Source organism: Mycobacterium sp., from assembly GCF_965277065.1.
GTDB lineage: Bacteria > Actinomycetota > Actinomycetes > Mycobacteriales > Mycobacteriaceae > Mycobacterium.
The window spans coordinates 1,127,895-1,150,742 of record NZ_CBDIBT010000018.1 but is presented as its reverse complement, the minus strand read 5'-3'; the positions used below and the strand labels follow the sequence as shown (position 1 = coordinate 1,150,742).

General features: G+C 66.0%; 17 protein-coding genes, 2 tRNA genes and 1 pseudogene. 4 read left to right on the top strand and 16 right to left on the bottom strand.

Going from position 1 to position 22,848, the window contains the following annotated elements; translation table 11 throughout:
* Position 1: 1 nt before the first annotated feature.
* The 16 genes from ACQY5A_RS16915 to ACQY5A_RS16840 form a co-directional block, all read right to left on the bottom strand.
* On the bottom strand, positions 2-406 hold the full coding sequence (locus tag ACQY5A_RS16915; protein WP_428341448.1) for a DUF4233 domain-containing protein: 405 nt from the start codon (positions 404-406) through the stop codon (positions 2-4).
* Positions 403-1,845 carry a bifunctional tetrahydrofolate synthase/dihydrofolate synthase gene (folC, locus tag ACQY5A_RS16910; RefSeq protein WP_428341548.1) on the bottom strand — a complete coding sequence of 481 codons (1,443 nt, stop codon included), beginning with the start codon at positions 1,843-1,845 and terminating at the stop codon, positions 403-405. Before folC ends, ACQY5A_RS16915 begins: the two co-directional genes overlap by 4 nt.
* Positions 1,846-1,847: 2 nt before the next feature.
* Complete coding sequence (locus ACQY5A_RS16905) at positions 1,848-4,511, bottom strand: valine--tRNA ligase (RefSeq protein WP_428341447.1); 2,664 nt, start codon at positions 4,509-4,511, stop codon at positions 1,848-1,850.
* A 72-nt stretch (positions 4,512-4,583) separates the two neighbouring features.
* Complete coding sequence (locus ACQY5A_RS16900) at positions 4,584-5,156, bottom strand: DUF937 domain-containing protein (RefSeq protein ID WP_428341446.1); 573 nt, start codon at positions 5,154-5,156, stop codon at positions 4,584-4,586.
* Positions 5,157-5,258: 102 nt separating this feature from the next.
* On the bottom strand, positions 5,259-6,518 hold the full coding sequence (locus ACQY5A_RS16895) for a saccharopine dehydrogenase family protein (protein WP_428341445.1): 1,260 nt from the start codon (positions 6,516-6,518) through the stop codon (positions 5,259-5,261).
* Complete coding sequence (locus ACQY5A_RS16890) at positions 6,515-8,530, bottom strand: prolyl oligopeptidase family serine peptidase (RefSeq protein ID WP_428341444.1); 2,016 nt, start codon at positions 8,528-8,530, stop codon at positions 6,515-6,517. Before ACQY5A_RS16890 ends, ACQY5A_RS16895 begins: the two co-directional genes overlap by 4 nt.
* A 124-nt stretch (positions 8,531-8,654) precedes the next feature.
* Positions 8,655-9,284, bottom strand: coding sequence for a transglycosylase family protein (locus ACQY5A_RS16885; RefSeq protein WP_428341547.1), 630 nt, complete (start codon positions 9,282-9,284; stop codon positions 8,655-8,657).
* 687 nt (positions 9,285-9,971) lie between these two features.
* Positions 9,972-10,574 carry a molybdenum cofactor guanylyltransferase gene (gene mobA, locus ACQY5A_RS16880; RefSeq protein ID WP_428341443.1) on the bottom strand — a complete coding sequence of 201 codons (603 nt, stop codon included), beginning with the start codon at positions 10,572-10,574 and terminating at the stop codon, positions 9,972-9,974.
* A 1-nt stretch (position 10,575) separates the two neighbouring features.
* Positions 10,576-11,655 (bottom strand): 2-oxoacid:ferredoxin oxidoreductase subunit beta, encoded by a 1,080-nt coding sequence (locus tag ACQY5A_RS16875; RefSeq protein WP_428341442.1) that lies wholly within the window; start codon positions 11,653-11,655, stop codon positions 10,576-10,578.
* A gap of 4 nt (positions 11,656-11,659) precedes the next feature.
* Positions 11,660-13,600 carry a 2-oxoacid:acceptor oxidoreductase subunit alpha gene (locus ACQY5A_RS16870; protein ID WP_428341441.1) on the bottom strand — a complete coding sequence of 647 codons (1,941 nt, stop codon included), beginning with the start codon at positions 13,598-13,600 and terminating at the stop codon, positions 11,660-11,662.
* Between the two features lie 315 nt (positions 13,601-13,915).
* On the bottom strand, positions 13,916-15,154 hold the full coding sequence (locus ACQY5A_RS16865) for an MFS transporter (protein WP_428341440.1): 1,239 nt from the start codon (positions 15,152-15,154) through the stop codon (positions 13,916-13,918).
* 23 nt (positions 15,155-15,177) lie between these two features.
* On the bottom strand, positions 15,178-16,461 hold the full coding sequence (gene clpX, locus ACQY5A_RS16860; RefSeq protein ID WP_428341439.1) for an ATP-dependent Clp protease ATP-binding subunit ClpX: 1,284 nt from the start codon (positions 16,459-16,461) through the stop codon (positions 15,178-15,180).
* A 316-nt stretch (positions 16,462-16,777) separates the two neighbouring features.
* Positions 16,778-17,413, bottom strand: coding sequence for an ATP-dependent Clp protease proteolytic subunit (locus tag ACQY5A_RS16855; protein ID WP_428341438.1), 636 nt, complete (start codon positions 17,411-17,413; stop codon positions 16,778-16,780).
* Positions 17,410-18,015 carry an ATP-dependent Clp protease proteolytic subunit gene (locus tag ACQY5A_RS16850; RefSeq protein WP_428341437.1) on the bottom strand — a complete coding sequence of 202 codons (606 nt, stop codon included), beginning with the start codon at positions 18,013-18,015 and terminating at the stop codon, positions 17,410-17,412. The genes ACQY5A_RS16855 and ACQY5A_RS16850 overlap by 4 nt, the downstream gene beginning before the upstream one ends.
* 97 nt (positions 18,016-18,112) lie before the next feature.
* Positions 18,113-19,558: a trigger factor gene (gene tig / locus ACQY5A_RS16845; protein WP_428341436.1), complete on the bottom strand. Its 1,446-nt coding sequence runs from the start codon at positions 19,556-19,558 to the stop codon at positions 18,113-18,115.
* 65 nt (positions 19,559-19,623) lie between these two features.
* Positions 19,624-19,697: transfer RNA gene (locus ACQY5A_RS16840), tRNA-Pro, on the bottom strand.
* A 126-nt stretch (positions 19,698-19,823) separates the two neighbouring features.
* Here ACQY5A_RS16840 and ACQY5A_RS16835 point away from each other — a divergent pair.
* The 4 genes and pseudogenes from ACQY5A_RS16835 to ACQY5A_RS16820 all read left to right on the top strand — a co-directional run.
* Positions 19,824-19,897: transfer RNA gene (locus ACQY5A_RS16835), tRNA-Gly, on the top strand.
* A gap of 170 nt (positions 19,898-20,067) precedes the next feature.
* Positions 20,068-20,376 carry a serine hydrolase gene (locus ACQY5A_RS16830; RefSeq protein WP_428341435.1) on the top strand — a complete coding sequence of 103 codons (309 nt, stop codon included), beginning with the start codon at positions 20,068-20,070 and terminating at the stop codon, positions 20,374-20,376.
* 79 nt (positions 20,377-20,455) lie between these two features.
* Positions 20,456-21,226, top strand: coding sequence for a serine hydrolase domain-containing protein (locus ACQY5A_RS16825; protein ID WP_428341434.1), 771 nt, complete (start codon positions 20,456-20,458; stop codon positions 21,224-21,226).
* A 174-nt stretch (positions 21,227-21,400) separates the two neighbouring features.
* Positions 21,401-22,600: pseudogene (locus ACQY5A_RS16820) on the top strand (serine hydrolase domain-containing protein); the annotation flags it as partial.
* Between the last annotated feature and the right edge of the window lie 248 nt (positions 22,601-22,848).

Below are 22,848 nucleotides of genomic sequence, written 5' to 3'. Positions count from 1 at the left end.
TTCAGTCCGGCGGCCCGTCTTGACCGGGGAGCAACCCGAGCCGCTCCCGCCGCAGCACCTCCGCACGCACGTAGGCGATCAACGCCCACACTGCGGCGAAGATCAGGCCGATGATGCCGACACCCGGATAGAGCGCGAATCCGGCGATCGGTATCAGTTGCACGCCGAGGTCCGCCCAGATCGCCCACGGCCGGCCCTGCAGCCCCGCAAGGACGATCAGGATCGCCGTCAAACCGAGCAGATACGTCAGAGCAACCGCGTTCAGCCCGCCGCCGATCGCCCCGACCACCGGCAGTGCCAGCAGCACCACAATCGCCTCCAGGATCAGCGTGCCGGCCGTGACTCCGCGAAAGCTCTTCCACGGGTCCGGTTTTGGCGTCTCGGGCTGCGGGTCCAGCGCGCTCATGCGGGATCACGACCGAACAGCGAACGAGCGGCGCCGGCGGTCACAACCGAGCCGGTGACGACGATGCCCGTGCCGGCGAACGACTCGTCTTCGGCCCCGGCGTCATCGACCAGCGCGGTGGCGGTGTCGATCGCGTCGCGCAGGTTCTCGGCGGTGTCCACCCGGTCCGGCCCGAAGTACTGCTGCGCGGTGAGCGCCAACGATTCGACGTCCAGCGCCCGCCGTGATCCGTTGTGGGTCACCACGATTCGATCAAACGCCGGCTCGAGGGCGCTCAGGATGCCGCCGACATCCTTATCACCCATCACGCTGACCACACCGACCAGGAACCGGAAGTCGAACTCCTCGGCCAGGGTCTGGGCCAGCGCCGCCGCACCCGCCGGGTTGTGCGCTGCGTCGACGAAAACCGTCGGCGCACTGCGCATCCGCTCCAGCCGACCGGGACTGGTTGCCGCGGCGAATCCGGCTCGCACAGCGTCGATGTCGAGTTGACGCTGCGGACCGGCCCCGAAGAACGCCTCCACCGCCGCCAGTGCGAGCGCCGCGTTGTGAGCTTGGTGTTCGCCGTGCAGCGGGAGGAACACCTCGCTGTACACCCCGCCGAGGCCCTGCAGCTCCAGCAGCTGGCCACCGATCGCGATCTGGCGGCGGAGCACCGCGAACTCCGAATCCTCGCGCGCGACAGCGGCATCGGCGCGCACCGTCTGCGCCAGCACCACCTCCATGGCCTCCGGCACCTGACGACCGATGATCGCCACGGTGTCCGGGGCGCCGTCCTCGGCTCGGCGGATGATGCCGGCTTTCTCAGCGGCGATGCCGGCGATATCCTCGCCGAGGAACTCGACATGGTCGACGCTGATCGGGGTGATCACCGCGACCGGCGCGTCGATCACGTTGGTGGCGTCCCAGCGTCCGCCGAGACCGACCTCGACCACCCCCACGTCGATCGGGGCATCGGCGAACGCCGCGAACGCCATCGCGGTGAGCACCTCGAACTTGCTCAGTCGCGGGCCAGCCTTGCCGAAGACACCCGCTTGCGACTGTTCGTCGATCATCTGGATGAACGGCTCGAGCTCGGTGTAGGTCGCCACGTATGTCGCTGGGCTGATGGGTTTTCCGTCGATCGCGATCCGCTCGACCGCCGACTGCAGGTGCGGACTGGTGGTACGCCCGGTGCGCCGCTGCAGCGCGGTCAGCAGCGCGTCCACCATCCGCGCCACCGAGGTTTTGCCGTTGGTGCCGGCAATGTGGATCGACGGGTAACTGCGTTGCGGCGAGCCGAGCAGATCCATCAGCGCCGAGATTCGGTCCAGACTGGGCTCGATCTTCGTTTCCGGCCAGCGTTGGTCGAGCAAGTGCTCGACCTGCAGCAGTGCGGCGATCTCGTCCGGGGTGGGTGGAACCTCAGCGAGTACCTCGTCGTCGGGTTCGGGTTCCATCGTCACTTCAGCCCGGCCAACCTGGCGGTGATCCGGTCCGTTTCCTCACGCGCGATCCGTTGCCGCTCCCGTTGCTTGGCGACGACAGCCTCAGGCGCCTTGGCCATGAATTCCGGGTCTCCCAATTTCGCTGTGGTGAAGGCCAATTCTTTCTGGGCGGCGGCCAGATCCTTCTCCAGGCGGCGACGCTCGGCGGCTACATCGATGGTCCCCGAGGTGTCGAGTTCGACAAGGACGATGCCGCCCTTGAGCCCGACCTCCAGCGACGCCGAGGGCGTGAAGTCGGCGGCCGGCCCGGTCACCCACGCCAGCGAGGACACGGCACCGAGCTGCGTGCTCAGGTCGGCGGTGTCGATGCCGGACAAGCGCGCCGGCACTTTCTGTCGGTCGGCCAGCCCCTGATCGCTGCGGAACCGCCGGATCTCGGTGACCAGCTTCTGCATGTCGGTGATCCGTTGCGCGGCAGCGGTGTCCAGCGTGATACCGGACGGTGCCGGCCAGTCGGCGATGACGAGCGACTCCCCCGACGTCAGCGCCTGCCACAGCGCCTCGCTGACGAACGGGATCACCGGGTGCAGCAGCCGCAGCAGCGTGTCCAGCGCGGCAGCCAATACGGCGGTGGTGTGCGACAGGCCGTCGGCAACCTGCGTCTTGGCCAACTCCAGATACCAGTCGCAGAATTCGTCCCAGGTGAAGTGGTAGAGGCTTTCGCACGCGCGGCTGAACTCGTACGAGTCGAACGCCGAATCGATCTCGGCGCGAACTTCTTCCAACCGGCCGAGGATCCAGCGGTCGGCGTCAGTCAGCTCGTCGTCGGCCGGAAGCGGTTGCAACGCCGCACCGTTCATCAACGCGAACCGGGTCGCATTGAACAGCTTCGTGACGAAGTTGCGCGAAGCCCGGACGTGGTCTTCACCGACGCTGAGATCGCTGCCGGGGCTGGAGCCGCGGGCCAGGGTGAACCGCAGCGCGTCGGCGCCGTAGAGGTCCAGCCAATCCAGCGGGTCGACCACGTTGCCTTTGGACTTGCTCATCTTGCGGCCGGACTCATCGCGGATCAACCCGTGCAGGAAGACATCCTTGAACGGCACCTGCGGGCTGCGGCGGCCGTCCAGGGTGATCGCGTCATCGCCGCCGACGAAGGTGCCGAACATCATCATCCGAGCCACCCAGAAAAAGATGATGTCGTAGCCGGTCACCAGAACGCTTGTCGGATAGAACTTTTCCAGATCCGGCGTCTTCTCCGGCCAACCCAACGTGGAGAACGGCCACAGCGCCGACGAGAACCAGGTGTCGAGGACATCGGGATCCTGCTCCCAGCCCTCGGGCGGAGCGTCGTCGGGACCCACGCACGTCTGCTGGCCGTCCGGTCCGTACCAGATCGGAATCCGGTGACCCCACCACAGCTGCCGCGAGATGCACCAGTCGTGCATATCGTCGACCCAGGCGTACCAGCGCGGCTGCATGCTGGCGGGATGGATCACGGTGTCGCCGTGACGAACCGCATCACCAGCGGCTTTAGCCAGCGATTCCACCCGGACCCACCACTGCAGTGACAACCGCGGCTCGATCGGTTCGCCGCTGCGCTCGGAGTGTCCGACACTGTGCAGATACGGACGCTTCTCGGCCACGATCCGACCCTGCGCGGCCAGCGCCTCGCGGATGCTCACCCGCGCCTCGAAGCGGTCCTGGCCGTCGAACTGCGTTCCGGTGCCCGCGATCTGTCCCTTGGTGTCGAGCATGGTGGGCATCGGCAGGTTGTGCCGCAGCCCGATCTCGAAGTCGTTGGGATCGTGTGCGGGCGTCACCTTGACTGCGCCCGTGCCGAATTCGGGATCCACGTGCCCGTCGGCGACGATCACGATGTCGCGCTCGACGAAGGGATGCGGCAGCGTCTGGCCAACCAGATCCCGGTACCGGTCGTCGTCGGGATGCACGGCGATTGCGGTGTCACCCAGCATCGTTTCGAGCCGGGTGGTGGCGACCACGATGTGCGGCTCGTCGTCGTTCATCGAGCCGTACCGGAACGAGACCAGTTCGCCCTCGACATCTTCGTACTTGACCTCGAGGTCGGAGATCGCGGTCTCGAGCACCGGTGACCAGTTGACCAGCCGTTCGGCCCGATAGATCAAGCCCGCGTCATAAAGCCGCTTGAAGATGGTGCGCACCGCCCGCGACAGGCCCTCATCCAGGGTGAAGCGTTCGCGGCTCCAGTCCACACCGTCGCCGAGTCGGCGCATCTGACCGCCGATGGCACCGCCCGATTCGCGCTTCCAGTCCCACACCTTGTCGATGAACAGCGTGCGGCCGAAGTCCTCTTTGGTCTTGCCGTCCACGGCGAGTTGATTTTCGACGACGCTCTGGGTGGCGATGCCCGCGTGGTCCATCCCTGGTTGCCAGAGCACCTCGTAACCCTGCATGCGCTTGCGACGGGTCAGCGCGTCCATCATGGTGTGCTCGAGCGCGTGGCCCATGTGCAGGCTGCCGGTCACGTTCGGCGGCGGCAACACGATCGAATATCCGGGCTTGCCGCTCGTCGGGTCCGCTGCGAAATAGCCGGCCTCCACCCAGCGCTGATAGATCTCGCTCTCGACCGCGCCCGGGTCCCACGCCTTCGGCAGGTCGTCAGCCCGCGTGTCAGCGGCGCGTTCTGAGCTAGTGGTCACACGTCAAGTCTAGAAAGGACCGACGCGTGCAACGAACACCGCCCGTCGCGGGCGGCCGTGAGCGACCCAGGCCTACTTCTTGCCGAACAGTCCGCCGAGGATGTCGCCCGCCTTGGCGCCCAGCACGTTGCCCAACACCGTGCCAAGCGACTTGTTGCCACCGGCAACTCCGCCGAGGATGCTGCCCAGCACATCGTTGAGCGCACCGCCGGAGGAGGCCTCCTGCTTGGCGGGTTCGTTCTTTTGGCCGAGTTGCTTGCCGATGTAGGCGAGAACGATGGGCGCGAGGATCGGCAGCAACTGCTTGAGCAGATCGCTGTTGCCCCCGCCGCCGCCAGCCAGTGCACTGGCCACCTGCGCTGCGTCGTTGCCGCCGAAGATCTTCGCGATGGCTTGTTGACCGTCCGCCTCGTTGACGTGGTCGAGGCTCACGCCGCCGTCGAGCAGGCCGCTGGCGGCGTGGTTGTCGGCCGCCGACTCGATGTTGGTGGCGTGATCGGGGTCCTGTGCATTCTCTTGCAGTCCGCCGACCAGCACCGGTACCAGCAGATGCACCGCTTTGTTGACTTCGCCTTCGTCGACGCCGAGCTTGCTGGCGATGTCACCGGTAGGAATCTGAGACAGAAGATCTTCAAGGCCAGCCATGGACCCGTCCACCTAACGTTGCTGGGATGGTGTGATTCTGAGACGACACTAGCGCCAGCTGATCTTGCCCGACAGGGTTCTCTCTAGACCCGGTCGCCGGGTTCAGCGGTGCATCAGCCGCGCGGTCTCCAGCGAGACCTCGGCCGCCGAGAATCGCGCCAGCAGCGCGTCTCCCATCGCCGCCGCCGGTGTCAGCACTCCGCGCAGTTCGGAGAGGGCTGTGCGGTCCTGTGCCAGCGCCAGCCCGCTCTCGCCCAACAGCACCGCGGTCGCCTTGTAGCCGGGGTCGCCACGCTGGGCCATGGTGGCGATGTAGCGGGCGCCGGACGCAGTGGTGGTGTAGGTCTCGACCTTGTAATAGCCACGCTCGCGAGCGGTCTCGCTGGGGCCGGTGCCGGGTTTGGGTAACGCCCGTTCGACCAACCGGCGCGGCAACAGCCGGAAGTAGCGACTGCCCAGTGCGGTCATCGCGCTGCCGATCCCGCTGATCGCCGCAGACACCACCGGCGCCGCCGCCGACGAGCCCACGCTCATGTGCTCGCTGTATTTGAACCGCCGGCCATAGGCCCAATCCTGTAATGCGTTGCTGCGCCGGACAATTCGCGTGTTTGGCCCCGCCATCATGAATCCCGCGGTCCACAGCCCGGTCAGCTCCGGCGCGATCTGGCGGCCGCGACGCCATGGCAGGTCGGGTTGCGCACCGAGTTCGGGTTCGGCGCCACGATCCGGGCTCAGCGTGTAGGGATCGGCGAACTGTCGGCGCACGTCGGGATCCCTCGACACGGCGTCCAACATTTCCACGCCCGAGGCGATGGTCCCGCCGGACAGCCCCCCCGACATCGCGCGTACCACGAAGTCGGTGCCGAGGAGCTCGCCCGCGCCGTCTTCCAGCGCCCTGCGGTAGAGCGCGTAGACGGTGAGATCCGAAGGGATGGAATCGAATCCGCACGCGTGCACGATGCGCGCGCCGGTGTCCTGGGCCTGCTTGTGATACAGGTCGATGCTGTCGCGGATGAACGGGGGTTCTCCGGTCAGGTCCGCATAGTCGGTGCCTGCGGCCGCACACGCCGCGACCAGCGGCAGTCCGTATTTGCTGTAGGGACCGACCGTCGTGACGACGACCTGGGTCCGGGCGGCCATCGCATCCAGCGTCTTCGGTGACGACGCGTCGGCGGTCAGGACCTCCCAGGACTGCGCCGACTCCCCCAGCGTTTCCCGGATCGCCAGCAGACGGTCGGTCGAGCGGCCGGCCAGCGCGATCCGCGCCGTGCCGCCGGCCCGGGCCAGATACTCGGCCGTCAACTTGCCGACGAAGCCGGTCGCGCCGTACACGACGATGTCGAATTCCCGCGTTGCAGTCACGGGCGCGACGGTACTCCGAGCGCCTCCGGCCATTCGGCGCTTTCCCCCAGCACGTGCTCAGCCAGGAAGGCGATCACCACCTCGTACCAGATCTTGGCGTGCTGCGGCGCGAGCACCCAGTGGTCCTCAAAGGGGAAATACAAAAACCTGTGCGGACTGCTGCCGTCGTCGCCGGCGGGCAGCGCCGAGCTGGCCAACAGCTCGTACCAGAGCCGCAGACCTTCACCGATCGGCACCCGATAGTCCTTATCGCCGTGGATCACCAGCATCGGCGTGCTGATGTTGCCGACGAAGCGGTGCGGCGAGTTGGCCGCCGTCATCTCCGGTGTCATTTCCCGGCGCCAGTAATAGGCCGTGTCGGTGGTCGGCCCGAACTGGTCGAGTGCCCACAAACTGGCGTGGGTGACAATCGCGGCGAACCGGTCGGTGTGGCCCGCGATCCAGTTGGCCATGTATCCGCCGAACGACCCGCCCATCGCGGCGATCCGGGTCGCGTCGACGCGGGGGTGCTCACACGCCGCGTCGGTCGCCGCCATCAGATCGTCGAACGGTGGTCCACCCCAGGCGCCCCAACCCCGCTGGATGAAATCCTGTCCGTATCCGGTCGACAGCGCCGGATCGGGCAGCAGCACCGCGTAGCCATGGGATGCCATCAGCCACGGATTCCATCGCCACGCCCAGCTGTTCCAGCTGCCCAACGGACCGCCGTGGACCCAGAGCAGCAACGGGGCCGGTGCTGAACCGGCTGGCAGCACCAACCACGATCGCACCCTCGACCCGTCGGCGGCCGTCGTTGCCACTTCAGTCAATGTGCCTGCAAGAGTGGGTAACTCGATGCACGGCAGCGTCGTGACTGTGCCGTCGGGGTCGATGCGAACCGGATGAGGCGGTGCCGCATACGAACTCCGCAACGCGTACAGCACGCCGGCCGGTGCAGCAACCACATCGGTGTAGCCGAAATCGTCATGGGTGAGCTGGGTGACCGCCGAGGTCCGCACGTCGACGCTGAACACCGGTGCGCGCCCGTCCTGGTCGGCGGTGACGACCAGCGCGGTGCCATCGCTGGACCAGGCGATCGAACTCGGCCAGCGATCCCAACCGTCGGCGACCGGTCGGGGCTGATCGCCGAATCGCAAATACTGCAACGTCGTTCGCGGAGCCCGGTCGGGGGTCGAGATGGTTTGGCGGGCGTAGGCGACGCCCGAGCCGTCCGGTGCGATCGCGGGGTGCTCGAGATTGGCATCGGCATCGTCGGCGATGACCCGTCGCTCTCCGGACGCCAGGTCGATCTGCATCAGCACCGACCGTTGGGTGGGTCCGGGCCCGGTGAGCTGCCAGGTCGTCACAAGGAAGCGGCCGTCTGCGCTGATGTCGAAGTCGACGTCGTCAAAGCCGGCGGCGCGCAGGGCGTTACCGGGTCGCGGAGTCAGGTCACGCCGTGCGTCGGCGTCGAGCAGGTGCGGTTCGTCGGGGCCGATGTCGGTGTTCCAGAAGCGAACTGGATAGCCGGAGTGCAGGATCGCGGTCACCGATGAGTCGTTACGGAGATCACGCAGCCGACGATCATCGTCGACGTCGCGGGCCGCCGACAGCATGGCCGCCCCAACGACGACGGCCTCGGCGCCGCGTGCGGTTTGTACGGCGCTGATTCCGCCCGGCATCCGCGAAACCTCGACCGCCTCGCCGCCGCCGGCGGGCAGTCGCCACAGCGAGGCGGGCGACTTTGTACCCTCGTCGGAGTTCTCCGCGGTCGGCCGCGACGAGAGGAACAACAGATCGCCGTCAGCCGTGAATGTCGGTGACGACTCTCCGTGGGCGCTGCGGGTGAGACGGCACGCGGGGCGTTGGCCGGCCGGATCGAGTTCCCAGACGGCACTGATGTGCTCGGACCGCTTGTCGTTGAGTACGGCAACCGTGGTCACCACCCGCGACCCATCGGCTGAGACCGCAAGACCGGAAACCCGCGGCAGCGCCAGATAGTCGTCAAGGCTGTCGAATGCCGTTGCCGTCATGAATCGTTCGTAACACAGGGCAACCGGTGTATGCCCGGCACCCTGATCCCCGACCTGCAGAGAACGCCAAACGGCGGTGGCGGGCCGGAGCCCGACCACCGCCGTTTGTCAGTGATGAGTTGGTTCAGCCGCGACGGCCGCAGACCGGCCACGCGCCGATGCCCTGCGTGTGCAGCACGTTCTCGGCCACCCGGATCTGCTCCTCACGGCTCGCGCCGTTCGGGGAACCCGAGCCACCGTTGGAACGCCACGTGCTCGACGTGAACTGCAGACCACCGGAGTAGCCGTTGCCAGTGCTGATCGCCCAGTTGCCACCCGACTCGCAGCCGGCAATGGCGTCCCAGTTGACGCTGTAGGCCCTCTTCGGCGCCGGCGCTTCCTCCGGCGCAGGGGCGGGGTCAGCAGGCGCCTCCGGGGCGGGTGCAGGTGCCTCCGGCGCCGGCGCGGGCGCCTCCGGTGCAGCCGCGGGCGCCTCCGGGGCAGGAGCGGGCGCTTCCGGGGCCGGTGGCAGGTCGGCCGGGGCCACATCGGCCGCTGGCGCGGCGTCCGGCGCCGGCGCCGCGTCCGGAGCGTTGTCGGCCGGCGGCGGGACTGGAGCAGGCACGAAGGCGGCCGTCTCGAACGGCGCCGACGGCGCGGTCAGGCTCACCCGCTCGAAATCGGCGGAGGCAATCGCGGTGGACAGACTCAGCGGGGCCGAAGTGATCACCGCAGTGAGCGCAGCCATGCGAAGTGTCTGGCGGACGTTGTTCAACATCGTTCCTTTCGCGGGTGCGCACGCCGAAGCAAGCCCGTTGATAGGGCTGAGTGCCAGTTCTTGGCAGGTTGGATACTTCGAATCGCGCCGTCTCGATCAGGCACGACAGCAGGGGCATCTGCAGCCGGTCCGGGCCAGTGCCCGGCGGCCGCACGGGGGCATCGTCGCCGTCCGTAGCCCCCGCTCACACGCGGGTCCGTGGATTCGATTTTTCTTTGGCCTTTTCAGGTCGCCACGGACCGTACGAGAAATGCGCGGCACTCGTCATCTCGAGACACGCCGGTGTGCGGCGTCGATTACCGCCCGGTTGCGTCTGCGCAGACGATGGACCCCGCAGGTCAACCGCATGTTTGTCGACGGTGTCAGTTTCCGCGAATTCGCACCCGATGGTGAGTCATATCACCCACTTTTTGTGAGCTGCACCACCGGTTTTCGGTATGAAAACGGCACCAGAAGAGACCGTTTGATGCGCGAACCGCTCGCGTGAGAAGTAGTCAAGATCACACGCTAATTTCGGCGCGCCGCAAGAAATTTCGCCGCGACGAGCTATCCAGCTGTCCGGAACTGATGATCCAAAGGCGTTAAGTGACTGTGCGCCAACAGCATTCGATTCCAACGGCACGCACGAATGTCAAACTCACCGGCGGTGCGGTGAATCGTGTTGAGGAAAATGCGAATTCGCGGTCAGCGTGCAGTGTTGAGCAGGCTGCGCCGAGCCGAGGCCGACGTGGCCTCGACCGGCGCTCCCGAATCGCCGATCAGAACCCGCTGCGAGTCGACCCGAGCGACCAAAGCGGGAATGCCGCGCGCGCCCTCAGCAACGAGATCGTCTACGACAGCAGCTAATTCGGTCCGATATACCGCGGCCAGATAATGGTTGCTGCCGTCCCACGGCAACACGATGTCGGCGTCGCCCTGGGCCGCGCGGGCCGCAAGCAGGTCGATCACGTCCGCGCTCAGGACCGTTGAGTCAACGGAAGCCAAAAAGGCGTACTCGGCACCGGAATCGGCGGCGGCACGCAACCCACGACCGATCGCGGACAGCTGGCCACCCCCGCGCAGATCATCACGCACCACCTGTGCCGACAGTTCCGGCAGCGACTGACCCGGCGAGGTCACCACGAAGATCGGCTGGCACCGCTGCCCGAGAACGCTCACGACGTGTTCGACCGCCGTGGTGTGCCCATCGGGAGCCTGCTTGAGCGCTTTGACGCGGCCCTCCCAGGGCGATGCGCCCGCGGCCACCACTACGCCGGCAAGTGAAGCCGGCTTACCCACTGCAGTCATGTCAGTTCACGGTCCAAGTGTCACGGCCGTGCAGCAGCGACTGCAGGGCGGCGCGGTCGGAGGGCTTCGATTCTTGCGCGGCCTGGATCTGCGACCGCGCAGCATCATCATAGGTGGGCCGGCTGACCTGACGGAAGATACCCATCACCGTGTGCTCGAGGTTCTGCTGCGACAGCCGGGACAAGGCGTAGGCGTACGCGGAGTCGTCGGCGTGCGCGTCGTGCACCACGATCTCGCTGACATCGACGTCCGCGGTCTTGGCCACGTCGAGGCCGAATCCGGAGCGCACGACGCAGTATTCGTCGCCTGAGCCGAACACGATCGGCTCGCCGTGGTGGACGTTGATCACCCGCTCCTCAGCGCCCTCTTTGCGCAGCGCGTCGAACGAGCCGTCGTTGAAGATGGGGCAGTCCTGCAGGATTTCGACGAGCGCGGAGCCCCGGTGCTGGGCGGCGGCGCGCAGCACCTCCGAGAGACCCTTGCGGTCCGAATCCAGGGCGCGCCCAACGAAACTCGCCTCGGCGCCCAGTGCCAGCGATACCGGGTTGAACGGCTGGTCCAGCGAGCCCATCGGCGTCGACTTGGTGACCTTTCCGACCTCGGAGGTCGGCGAGTACTGGCCCTTGGTCAGGCCGTAGATCCGGTTGTTGAACAGCAGGATGGTTAGGTTGATGTTGCGCCGCAAGGCGTGGATCAAGTGATTACCACCGATCGACAACGCGTCGCCGTCGCCGGTGACGACCCAGACCGAGAGATCCTCACGTGACAGCGCCAGGCCGGTCGCGATCGCCGGCGCCCGGCCGTGGATCGAGTGCAGACCGTAGGTCTCCAGATAGTACGGGAACCGGCTCGAGCACCCGATGCCGCTGACGAAGACGATATTCTCGCGCCGCAATCCCAACTCGGGCAAGAAGTTTCGCATCGTGTTGAGGATGACGTAGTCGCCGCATCCCGGGCACCAGCGGACCTCTTGGTCGCTGGTGAAGTCCTTGGCCTTCTGCGGTTGGTCCGTCGTGGGCACGCGGCCGTGCCCGGACAGCAAGTCCGTGAGGCCCAGGTCTGCGCCGATCAGGTCAGTCATCCAACTAGCTCCCTGCTCCAACCGTGGCCGCCGCCAGTCGCGCGACCATTCTCTTGTCTTGCTCGATTTCGGCCAGCCTGCCGCCCAGCGCCGCGCGGATGACGCGTCCCACCTCGTCGGCCAGGAACGCGACGCCCTGAACCTTGGTGACCGATTGCACGTCGACGAGATACTTTCCGCGAAGCAGCAGCGCGAGTTGGCCCAGGTTCATCTCCGGGCACACCACCTGCGGGTAGCGGCGCAGCACCTCACCCAGGTTGGCCGGGAACGGGCGCAGATGGCGTAGATGAGCGTGCGCGACCTTGATGTCGTTGCGCCGCGCACGCCGGCAGGCCTCGCCGATCGGGCCGTAAGAGCTGCCCCAGCCGATCAGCAGCAGTTCAGCGTCACCGGTCGGATCGTCGACTTCCAAATCCGGGACGGAGATTCCCTCGATCTTGGCTTCCCGCAACCGGACCATCAGGTCATGGTTGGCCGGGTCGTAGGAAATAGCGCCGGTTCCGTTCGCGGATTCCAGCCCGCCGATGCGGTGCTCGAGCCCGGGCGTGCCGGGGATGGCGAACAGGCGGGCCAGGGTCTCCGGGTCGCGGGCGTACGGCATGAACGGCTCGTCGGGGTTGGCGAAGGTGTGCTGAATGGGTTGCAGATCATCAACATTCGGGATTCGCCAGGGCTCGGAGCCGTTCGCGATCGCGCCGTCGGACAAGATCAGCACCGGGGTGTGATACGACACCGCGATGCGCACCGCCTCCAGCGCCACGTCGAAGCAGTCCGACGGCGACCGCGGCGCCAGCACGGCCACCGGCGACTCGCCGTTGCGCCCGTAGAGCGCCTGTAGCAGGTCGGCCTGCTCGGTCTTGGTCGGCAGACCGGTCGACGGCCCGCCGCGCTGCACATCGATGACGATCAGTGGCAACTCGGTCATCACTGCGAGACCCAGCGCTTCGGATTTCAGCGACAGGCCGGGACCCGACGTGCTGGTGACGCCGAGCGCACCCCCGTACGAGGCGCCCAGCGCGGCGCAGATACCGCTGATCTCGTCCTCCGCCTGGAAGGTCAGGACGTTGAAGTTCTTGTGCTTGGACAGCTCGTGCAGGATGTCCGACGCCGGCGTGATCGGGTAGCTACCCAGCATGACCTGGAGGTCGGCGAGCTGACCGGCGGTGACGATGCCGTACGACAGCGCCGTATTGCCGGAGATCTGGCGGTATTCACCGGCCGGCAGCTTGGCCGGCGACACCTCATAGGTGACGGCGAAAGCTTCGGTTGTCTCGCCGTAGTTCCAGCCGGCCTTGAGGGCCAGCACGTTCGCCTCGGCGATGTCGGGCTTGCGGCCGAACTTCTCGCGGATGAACTGCTCGCTGGTCTCGATCGGTCGCCCGTACATCCAGGACAGCAGGCCGAGCGCGAACATGTTCTTGGCGCGCTGGCCGTCCTTCTTGGTGGCACCGATGGCCTCGACGGCACCGAGGGTCAGGGTGGTCATCGCGACGGCTTCGACCTTGTAGTCGGTCAGCTCGCCGGATTCCAGCGGGTTGTTGTCGTAGCCGACTTTGGCGAGGTTGCGCTTGGTGAACTCGTCGGAGTTGGCGATCACCAGTCCGCCGATCGGCAGGTCGCTGATGTTGGCCTTCAGCGCCGCCGGGTTCATCGCGACGAGCACGTCGGGCCGGTCACCGGCGGTCAGGATGTCGTAGTCGGCGATTTGGATCTGGAATGACGACACGCCGGGCAACGTGCCCTGCGGCGCACGGATCTCGGCGGGGTAGCTCGGTTGGGTGGCCAGGTCGTTGCCGAAAAGCGCTGCCTCGGAAGTGAATCGGTCGCCGGTGAGCTGCATACCGTCGCCGGAGTCCCCAGCGAAACGGATGACGATCTTTTCCAGTTTTTCTGGTTTTCTCCGTTCGGGGCGCGCCGCGTCGGCTCCGTTTCCGTTCGGACCCACGTCGCCGCCTTCCGTAGCTGTTCACCGCCCCGGCATGTCGCCGAAATCGGGGCGAATCGTCCGAGCGCTGCCCTGACCGATCTTTATGTCACTGGCGGTACCGATTATTGCACTTCTCTTAGGGATTCAGGGACGCCCGTCCTTACCGCCACGCTACGCCCTCGTCATCAAAGTACGAGGTCAGACACACGCGGGCGATCCAAGCTAGGACAAAGTGTGGCGTTGGTCACTTTTGCCGGCCGAAAAAGTCTAAGAATCGAAGTTACGCGCCAGTAACATTGCCTCCCCCATTTGGGGGAGGCCCGCCAGCCTGGGCTAACCCGGTTTTCGGGCCGCGCTGGGCCCGGTCTCCGGCATGGCCGCCGCGTAGAGCACGAGGCCCGAAGCGGCGATGATTCCCAGCGAAAGAAAGGCCGCGCGGTAGCCCGCGACGACAACGATCCAGCCGGCGACGACGTTCGAGACGGCGGCGCCGACACCCCATACCGTCGTCAACGCGCCCAAGCTGAGATTGAATCGTCCGGTGCCGTGGGTGAGGTCCTGCACGACAAGCGGGAACAGTGCCCCGAAGATCCCGGCTCCGACGCCGTCGAGAACCTGGACACCGACCAGCCAGTAGGGATTATCGGACAGCGTGTAGAGGAAGCCCCGCGCGGTCAGGAACGCGAAGCCGATCAGAAAGATCCGCTTGCGACCCCAACTGTCGGCCTTGACGCCGGCCAGGTAGGCCATCGGCACCATCACGACCTGCGCGGCCACCACGCACGCCGCCATCAACGCGGTGCCGACGTCTTTGTTCTGCAGGGCAAGGACTTGCCCGACCAACGGCAGCATCGCAGCGTTGGCGAGATGAAATGCAGCCATGGCCGCGGCGAAAATCAGCAGTCTGCGGTCGCGGAGCAGCGCCGCGAACCCGGACGCTGGCAGGTGGGCGTCGCCCGCCGCGTGGTCCATGCCGCGGGCCCGGTCATGGTCGATCGCCTCGCCAGGGATCCACAGGGTGGCCGCAACGCTCAGCGCAGCCATCGCCGCCAGCACCCAGAACACGACCACCGGGCCGAAGGCGTAGGCCAGTCCCCCGGTGATGGCGCCGGCGGTCGCATTGCCGGCGTGGTTGAACGACTCGTTACGCCCGATCCGCCGGGAGAAGCGCCGGGCCCCGACAACACCCAGGGTGATCGCGGCCAGCGCCGGCGCGAAGACCGAACCGGCGATTCCGGTCAGCGCCTGCAGCACCGAGATCGCGGCGAATTGCGGTAACAGCGGCAGCGCCAACGTCCCGACGGTGACGGTCAACGCGCCAGCGACGATCAGCGCGCGCTTGGCGGAGGTTCGGTCCACGAGCGCACCGACTGGCGTCTGTGCGGCGATCGCAGCGATGCCGCCGATCCCCATCACGAACCCGATCGAGGCCTGATCCCAGTGATGGGTCAGCAGCAGGTAGATCGACAGGTAGGGGCCGAGGCCGTCGCGCACATCGGCGAGAAAGAAATTCGACAGATCCAGCGCACGAGCAATGCGACCCGGCACCGCCTCCGCGGCGTCGGCGCTCAATGTCTAACGGGCACGCAGCAGAGTCAGGCGCTCTTGTCGCGACGCTCGGCACGCGAAGGCTTGCGCGGCACGATCGTCGGCAGCACGTTGTCCTGCACGGTCTCCTTGGTCACCACGACCTTGGCGACGTCGTCGCGGCTCGGGATGTCGTACATCACCGGCAGCAGGACCTCTTCCATGATCGCGCGCAGCCCACGAGCACCGGTGCCGCGGTGAATGGCCTGTTCGGCGATCGCCTCCAGCGCGTCCTGGCTGAACTCGAGTTCGACGTTGTCCATCTCGAACAGCCGGGTGTACTGCTTGACAAGGGCGTTCTTGGGCTCCGACAGGATCGTGACCAGCGACTCCTTGTCCAGGTTCGTCACCGAGGCGACCACCGGCAGACGCCCGATGAACTCGGGAATCAGGCCGTACTTAATCAGGTCCTCGGGCATGACCTCGGCGAAGTGGTCGGTGGTGTCGATCTCGGCCTTGGAACGCACCTCGGCTCCGAAGCCCAGGCCACGCTTGCCGACGCGATCGGAGACGATCTTCTCCAGACCGGCGAACGCGCCCGCCACGATGAACAGGACATTGGTCGTGTCGATCTGGATGAACTCCTGGTGCGGGTGCTTGCGGCCGCCCTGCGGGGGCACCGAAGCCTGCGTGCCTTCCAGGATCTTCAGCAACGCCTGCTGCACGCCTTCGCCGGAGACATCGCGGGTGATCGACGGGTTCTCGCTCTTTCGGGCGATCTTGTCGACCTCGTCGATGTAGATGATGCCGGTCTCGGCCCGCTTGACGTCATAGTCGGCGGCCTGGATCAGCTTGAGCAGAATGTTCTCGACGTCTTCACCGACGTAGCCGGCCTCGGTCAGCGCGGTCGCATCGGCGATCGCAAACGGGACGTTGAGCATCTTGGCCAGGGTCTGGGCCAGATAGGTCTTTCCGCAGCCAGTCGGCCCAAGCATCAGGATGTTGGACTTGGTCAGCTCGACGGACTCGCTGGAGCGGGATTCACGGCCTTTCTCACCGGCCTGAATGCGCTTGTAGTGGTTGTAGACCGCGACGGCCAACGTCCGCTTGGCGGTGTCCTGCCCGATGACGTAGCCCTCCAGGAACTCCCGGATCTCGGCGGGCTTGGGTAATTCGTCGAGTTTTACGTCGTCGGCGTCGGCCAGTTCCTCTTCAATGATTTCGTTGCAGAGATCTATGCATTCATCGCAGATGTACACGCCAGGCCCCGCGATGAGCTTCTTGACCTGCTTCTGGCTCTTGCCGCAGAACGAGCACTTCAGCAAGTCGCCGCCGTCTCCGATGCGCGCCATGGTGCTGGGGGCCTACTTCCTGTTCACCGTGTTGGTCGTGCTATGTCGCGTGTATTTCCCGACGCTACCCGCTTGCTCCACGGCGATGCGACCGATAGAGGTGAATCGCGTCGGTGATATTCGTGTTGTGCGCAAGAACATATCGCTTGGTGCGCCCCTACGCTTGGCGGGCGCGCCGCCGTGTCGCGGACGTTATACGGCTGAGACTAGCGGGTTGATCGCCGACGGGGGTTGGACGACTGACGTTGACGCGCACGGGGACGAGCTATCCGGCCGCCATTGCGGCAGTCTCTGAACTGGCCTGCGCGACAGCCGGTTAGGCCGTCGACGCCGAAAGCTTGCGGTACTCCAGGACGGTGTCGATGATCCCGTAGTCCTTCGCCTCCGCCGCGGTCAGGATCTTGTCGCGGTCGGTGTCCTTGCGGACCACCGCGGCGTCCTTGTTGGTGTGGTGCGCCAGCGTCGTCTCCATCAGCGTGCGCATCCGCTCGATCTCGGCGGCCTGAATCTCCAGGTCGGAGAACTGGCCCTGGATCACGCCGGACAGCGACGGCTGGTGGATCAAGATCCGGGCATTGGGCAGCGCCATCCGCTTACCCGGGGTGCCAGCGGCCAGCAGCACCGCCGCGGCCGAGGCGGCCTGACCCAGGCACACCGTCTGGATGTCGGCCCGCACGTATTGCATGGTGTCGTAGATCGCCATCAACGAGGTGAAACTGCCGCCGGGCGAGTTGATGTACATCGTGATGTCACGGTCGGGGTCCAGCGACTCCAGCACCAGCAACTGGGCCATGACGTCGTTGGCCGACGCGTCGTCGACTTGGACGCCCAGGAAGATGATGCGTTCCTCGAACAGCTTGTTGTACGGGTTCGACTCTTTGACACCCCAGCTGGAGTGCTCGACAAAAGACGGCAGGATATAGCGCGCCTGCGGCTGGGTCTCGGGGTTCATTCGGCTTCTCCGGTGATGTGCTCGGCGCGGGTGATGATGTGATCGACAAATCCGTATTCCAGCGCTTCGGGTGCGGTGAACCAGCGGTCGCGATCGGAATCGGCCTCGATGCGTTCGATGGACTGCCCGGTGAACTCGGCGTTGAGCCGGAACATCTCTTTCTTGATGACGTGGAACTGCTCGGCCTGGATCGCGATGTCGGCCGCACTACCGGTCACCCCGCCCAATGGCTGGTGCATCAGGATGCGCGCGTGCGGCAGCGCGTAGCGCTTGCCCTTGGTGCCGGCGGCCAACAGGAACTCGCCCATCGACGCCGCCATGCCCATGGCATAGGTGGCGATGTCGCACGGCGCCAGCACCATCGTGTCGTAGACCGCCATCCCGGCGCTGATCGATCCGCCGGGCGAGTTGATGTAGAGGTGGATGTCTTTGTCGGCGTCCTCGGCGGCGAGCAGCAGGATCTGTGCGCACAGCCGGTTGGCGATGTCGTCGTCGACCTGCGACCCCAGGAAGATGATCCGCTCGGAGAGCAAGCGCTCATAGACCGAGTCGGTGAGGTTCAGACCAAGCGCGCTGCCGCGCATTTCAGTCCCACGGCTCACAGTGGGTTACCTGCTTTCTTTCAGTTCCGTCTCCACCGACACTAACCAACCGGGACCACCGAAGACTCCCCGAAGTCCCTGCTGTTCGCTCACAGCGTCACTTCGTGTCGCCCGATGGCTCGTCGGAGGACGCGCCGGCCTCGTCAATCACTTCATCTTCTGCGTCCTCGGCGTCCTCGGCGTCCTTGGCGTCCTGTCCTGTGCCTTCTACGTCCTCCGGACGTTGGCCGCCGAAGAACTCAGAGGTGTCGATCACGTTGCCGTCGGAGTCGCTGACCGTGGCCGCTTCGACCGCCGCGGCGATGGTCTTGCCCCGGCGCACATCGGCGAACATCGCCGGCAGCTGGTTCTGCTGCTGAAGGTAGCCGAGCAGTTCCTGGGGCTGGATGCCGTACTGCCGCGAGGTCGTCACCAACCGCTCGGTCAGATCTTCCTGGCCGACCTGGATGTCGAGGTCGTCGCCCAGCGCGTCGAGCAGCAGCTGGGTCTTGATCGTCTTCTCCGCCTCGGCGCGGGCGTCGGCGTCGAACTTCTCCCGCGAGGTGCCCTGCTTCTCGAGTGCCTCGGCCAGCTTGGCGTCGTCGTGGTCGAGGCCGTGCAGCGCGTTGTGAATGGTGTTGTCCACCTGGGCCTGCACGATCGCTTCCGGCAGCGGCATGTCGACACCCTCCAGCAAGGCGTCCAGCGCGGCGGTGCGGATTTCTTCGGCCTGCTGCACGCGCTTGACCCGGCTGACCTGTTCGGACAGGCTGGCCTTCAGCTCGTCGATGGTGTCGAATTCGCTTGCCAGTTGCGCGAATTCGTCATCGGGCTCGGGCAGCTCACGTTCTTTGACCGAGCCGACAGTGACGGTGACCTCGGCCTGCTTGCCGGCATGCGCTCCGGCGGCCAAGTCCGTGGTGAAGACCTTGGACTCGCCGGCCGACAAACCGATGAGCGCGTCGTCGAGGCCGTCGATGAGCCGCCCGGAGCCAACCTCATGCGACAGGCCCTGCGTCGCTGCCTCGGGTACGTCCTCGTCGTCGATGGTGGCCGACAGGTCGATCGAGACGAAGTCGCCGGTCGCGACGGGCCGTTCGACCCCGGACAGGGTGCCGAACCGGGCCCGCAGATTCTGCAACTCGGTGTCGACGTCGTCGTCGCTGACCTTGATCGGCTCGACGGTGATCTTCAGCGCGCTGAGGTCCGGCAGGGTGAAGTCGGGTCGCACGTCGACCTCGGCGGTGAAGACCAGCTCCTCGCCGTACTCCTTCTTGGTGACCGCGATCTCGGGCTGACCGAGCGGGCGCACGTCGGACTCGGTGACGGCCTGGCCGTAGCGGCTGGGCAGGGCCTCGTTGACGACCTGGTCGAGGATTGCTTCCTTGCCGACCCGCGCCTCCAGCAGCTTCGCGGGGGCCTTGCCCGGACGGAATCCCGGCAACCGCACCTGCTTGGCGAGCTCCTTGTAAGCCCGCTCGAAGTCTGGCTGCAGTTCCTTGAATGGCACCTCTACGTTGATGCGAACCCGGGTTAAGCTCAGCTGCTCGACGGTGCTCTTCACGCGTGTGCTCCTTGATTGTGCTGACGGTCGTGTACTGCCGAGCCGGTTGGGGGGTGGCAGGCCAGTCGGGGTGACAGGATTTGAACCTGCGGCCTTCCGCTCCCAAAGCGGATGCGCTACCAAGCTGCGCTACACCCCGCGGTGACCTCGAAATCCTACGGCCAAGGCTCGTCAGTCCCCGTAGCGGCCTCACGACCGGGTCACGGGACGGCATCATTTGGATAGGATGTCAGCCGCGACGTACAGTCGCGCTCGACTAAAACACGCGGGCGTAGCTCAATGGTAGAGCCCTAGTCTTCCAAACTAGCTACGCGGGTTCGATTCCCGTCGCCCGCTCCATACCGGCGCCGGAAACCGAGGCGGACTAGGCTGAGGACGCTCAATGCGCCTGCGTCGGCCCAGCGGCCGGCCAGGCCGACCCGGCAAGCTGAGGAGGCTGACCGATTCAGCATCCAGGTGCCACCGCCGATGTCGACATCCGCGGCTCATGCGCGAGTCGCTTCGACGGAGTGCGCGAGGCGTTCGCCGAGAACTTCGTGCAGGGCAAAGAAATTGGCGCAGCGGTCGCCGCATGGGTCGACGGCGAACTGGTCGTGCAACCTGTGGGCCGGGACGGCCGACGCCGAAGGCTGCGCGGCCATGGCAAGCGGAAACACGCTGTCCACCGTGCTGTCCGGCTACGAAGGGGCTTGACCAGCACATGCGTTCATCAACTCGTCGAACGTGGCGAGATCTTGACCTCGAACGCGCCGGTGGCCCGCTACTGGCCGGCAAGTTCGCGCAAGCGGGCAAGCAGGACATCACCATCGCCATGGTGATGAGCCACCGATCGGGGGTCATCGGGCCGCGCACGCCGCCTGCGACTGGACCCAGACGTCACCGACTGGGATCTGGTGTGTGACCGACTGGCCGCCGCCGAACCGTGGTGGGAGCCGGGCACCGCGCAGGGCTATCACGCTGACGACATTCGGATTCATCCTCGGCGAGGTGTTCCGCCGGGTCACCGGCGGCACCGTCGGCCAGTACCTGCGCACTGAGATCGCCGAACCGCTCGGCATCGATGTACACATCGGCTTGCCTGTTCAAGAACACCACCGCTGCGCCGACGTGGTCAACCATCCGCAGTTTCACCAACCACTACTCGATGCTCAGGCCCCTGCCGGTTGCCCCGTCTCGCTGGCCGACCACAAGAAGGCCGGGGTGGCCGTGTCGCTGGGGTTGGGTTTCATACCCGATGAAAAGCTCCACATCAACGATCCCGAGTTATGGCGAAAGATCGAACTGCCCTCAACCAACGCGCTCGTCTCGGCAGTGGGGCTGGCCGGCTTCTACAACGCGCTTGCCCAGGAACAGCTGTTGAGTCGCAGCCATATGGATCTGGTCCGGACATCGCAGGGCGGCTTCGACACCGACCTGGTCCTGGGTCCACGAGTCGCCAACCACGGCTGGGGTTTGGGATACATGCTCAATCAGCGCTGCCTCGTCGGACCAAATCCCCGCACATTCGGCCACGGCGGCTCAGGCGGCTCGTTCGGCTTCGTCGACCTCGAAAACCGGATCGGCTACGCCTACGTAATGAACTACTACGACACCACCGAGGCCAACGCCGATCCACGCAGTGTCGGGCTGGTCGACGAAATATACGCTGCCGTCGGAGTCAAGGTCTGAACCCGCGGAACCGAAGAACAACGGGACCGACATATCCCCGAATGCGACCGAACCGCAGCCCTTTTGCAATGAGAGGGAAGCGTCGGACCCTCGCTTGGACCGGTAAAGTCAGCCGAGCATCTACTGCGGGTCTGATTCCCCGCCATAGGCGGCGAGGCTGAGGGGGGCCGGCACATTCCGCAGGCAAGTACCCTAACCGAGATCGACATCCACGGCTCATGCGAGCCGCGGTTCGACCGAGTGCGCGCCGCGTTCGAGCGAAACTTTCTGCTGCGCAAAGAGGTCGGTGCGGCTGTCGCCGCCTGGGTCGACGGTGAGCTTGTTGTGAACCTTTGGGGCGGGACAGCCGACGCGGCAGGCTGCCGCCCATGGCGCGAAAACACGCTGGCCGCCGTGATCTCCGCTACCAAGGGGCTCACCAGCACGTGCGTGCACCAGCTGGTCGAGCGCGGAGACCTTGATCTCGATGCACCCGTGGCCCGCTACTGGCCGGCGTTCGGGCAAGCCGGCAAGAAGGACATCACCCTGGCGATGGTGATGAGCCATCGGGCGGGAGTGATCGGGCCGCGCACCCCGCTGCGCTGGCAAGACGTCGCCGACTGGAATCTGGTGTGCGACCGGCTGGCCGCCGCCGAACCCTGGTGGCAGCCAGGCACCGCCCAGGGCTACCACGGCGTCAGCTTTGGTTTCATCTTGGGCGAAGTGTTTCGCCGCGTGGTCGGCCGCACCATTGGTGAGTACCTACGGGCAGAAATCGCCGAACCGCTTGGCATCGATGTACACATCGGCCTACCCGCCAGCGCGCACCACCGCTGCGCCGAGTTGGCGAATCATTCGGAGGCGCATCAGCTCCTGCTCAACGCCCAATCCCCCGCCGGTAGCCCCGTCTCGCTGACCGACCACAGCAAAGCCGGAGTAGCCGTGTCGCTGGGTCTGGGCTTCATCCCGGACGAAATACTTCACATCAACAATCCCGAGCTATGGCGCGAGATCGAATTGGCCGGCAGCAACGCCCTGGTTTCGGCTTTGGGATTGGCGAGCTTCTACAACGCGCTTGCCCAGGAACAGCTGTTGAGTCGGCGCCACATGGATCTGGTCCGGACATCGCAGGGCGGCTTCGACGCCGACCTGGTGCTTGGACCGCGAGTCGCCAATCACGGCTGGGGACTGGGTTACATGCTCAATCAGCGCTGCGTTGTGGGACCAAATCCACGCGCGTTCGGCCACGGCGGCTCGGGCGGCTCGTTCGGCTTCGTCGACCTCGAAAACCGGATCGGCTACGCATACGTGATGAACTATTACGACGTCACTGAGGCCAACGCTGATCCACGCAGTGTCGCCCTCATCGATGAGATTTACGCCGCCCTCGGATTGGCGTCAGACCCCTGCGGTGCATATGACGGTCGCTACCACCCGCAGCATGTGAAGCATCCCCCGCCGGGCAAGCGCGGCGGGAGTGAAATGAGGGTTTGCGACGCCTCGCGATCGCAAGCAGCGCGTCGGGGCTGTTAAGGCACGCACGCCGCCACGATCCGGATATTTGCCAGGCCGGACGTCGATATCCCGGGCTACCCAACGTCGGTGGCCGAACATTCGAGGCAGGGCCGGGCCGTGCCGACCGG

Excerpts from the sequence above, each read along its gene's own strand:
- ACQY5A_RS16915 (WP_428341448.1), bottom strand. The coding sequence starts at position 406 with ATGAGCGCGCTGGACCCGCAGCCCGAGACGCCAAAACCGGACCCGTGG.
- folC (WP_428341548.1), bottom strand. The coding sequence starts at position 1,845 with ATGGAACCCGAACCCGACGACGAGGTACTCGCTGAGGTTCCACCCACC.
- ACQY5A_RS16900 (WP_428341446.1), bottom strand. The coding sequence starts at position 5,156 with ATGGCTGGCCTTGAAGATCTTCTGTCTCAGATTCCTACCGGTGACATC.
- ACQY5A_RS16890 (WP_428341444.1), bottom strand. The coding sequence starts at position 8,530 with ATGACGGCAACGGCATTCGACAGCCTTGACGACTATCTGGCGCTGCCG.
- mobA (WP_428341443.1), bottom strand. The coding sequence starts at position 10,574 with ATGACTGCAGTGGGTAAGCCGGCTTCACTTGCCGGCGTAGTGGTGGCC.
- ACQY5A_RS16875 (WP_428341442.1), bottom strand. The coding sequence starts at position 11,655 with ATGACTGACCTGATCGGCGCAGACCTGGGCCTCACGGACTTGCTGTCC.
- clpX (WP_428341439.1), bottom strand. The coding sequence starts at position 16,461 with ATGGCGCGCATCGGAGACGGCGGCGACTTGCTGAAGTGCTCGTTCTGC.
- ACQY5A_RS16855 (WP_428341438.1), bottom strand. The coding sequence starts at position 17,413 with ATGAACCCCGAGACCCAGCCGCAGGCGCGCTATATCCTGCCGTCTTTT.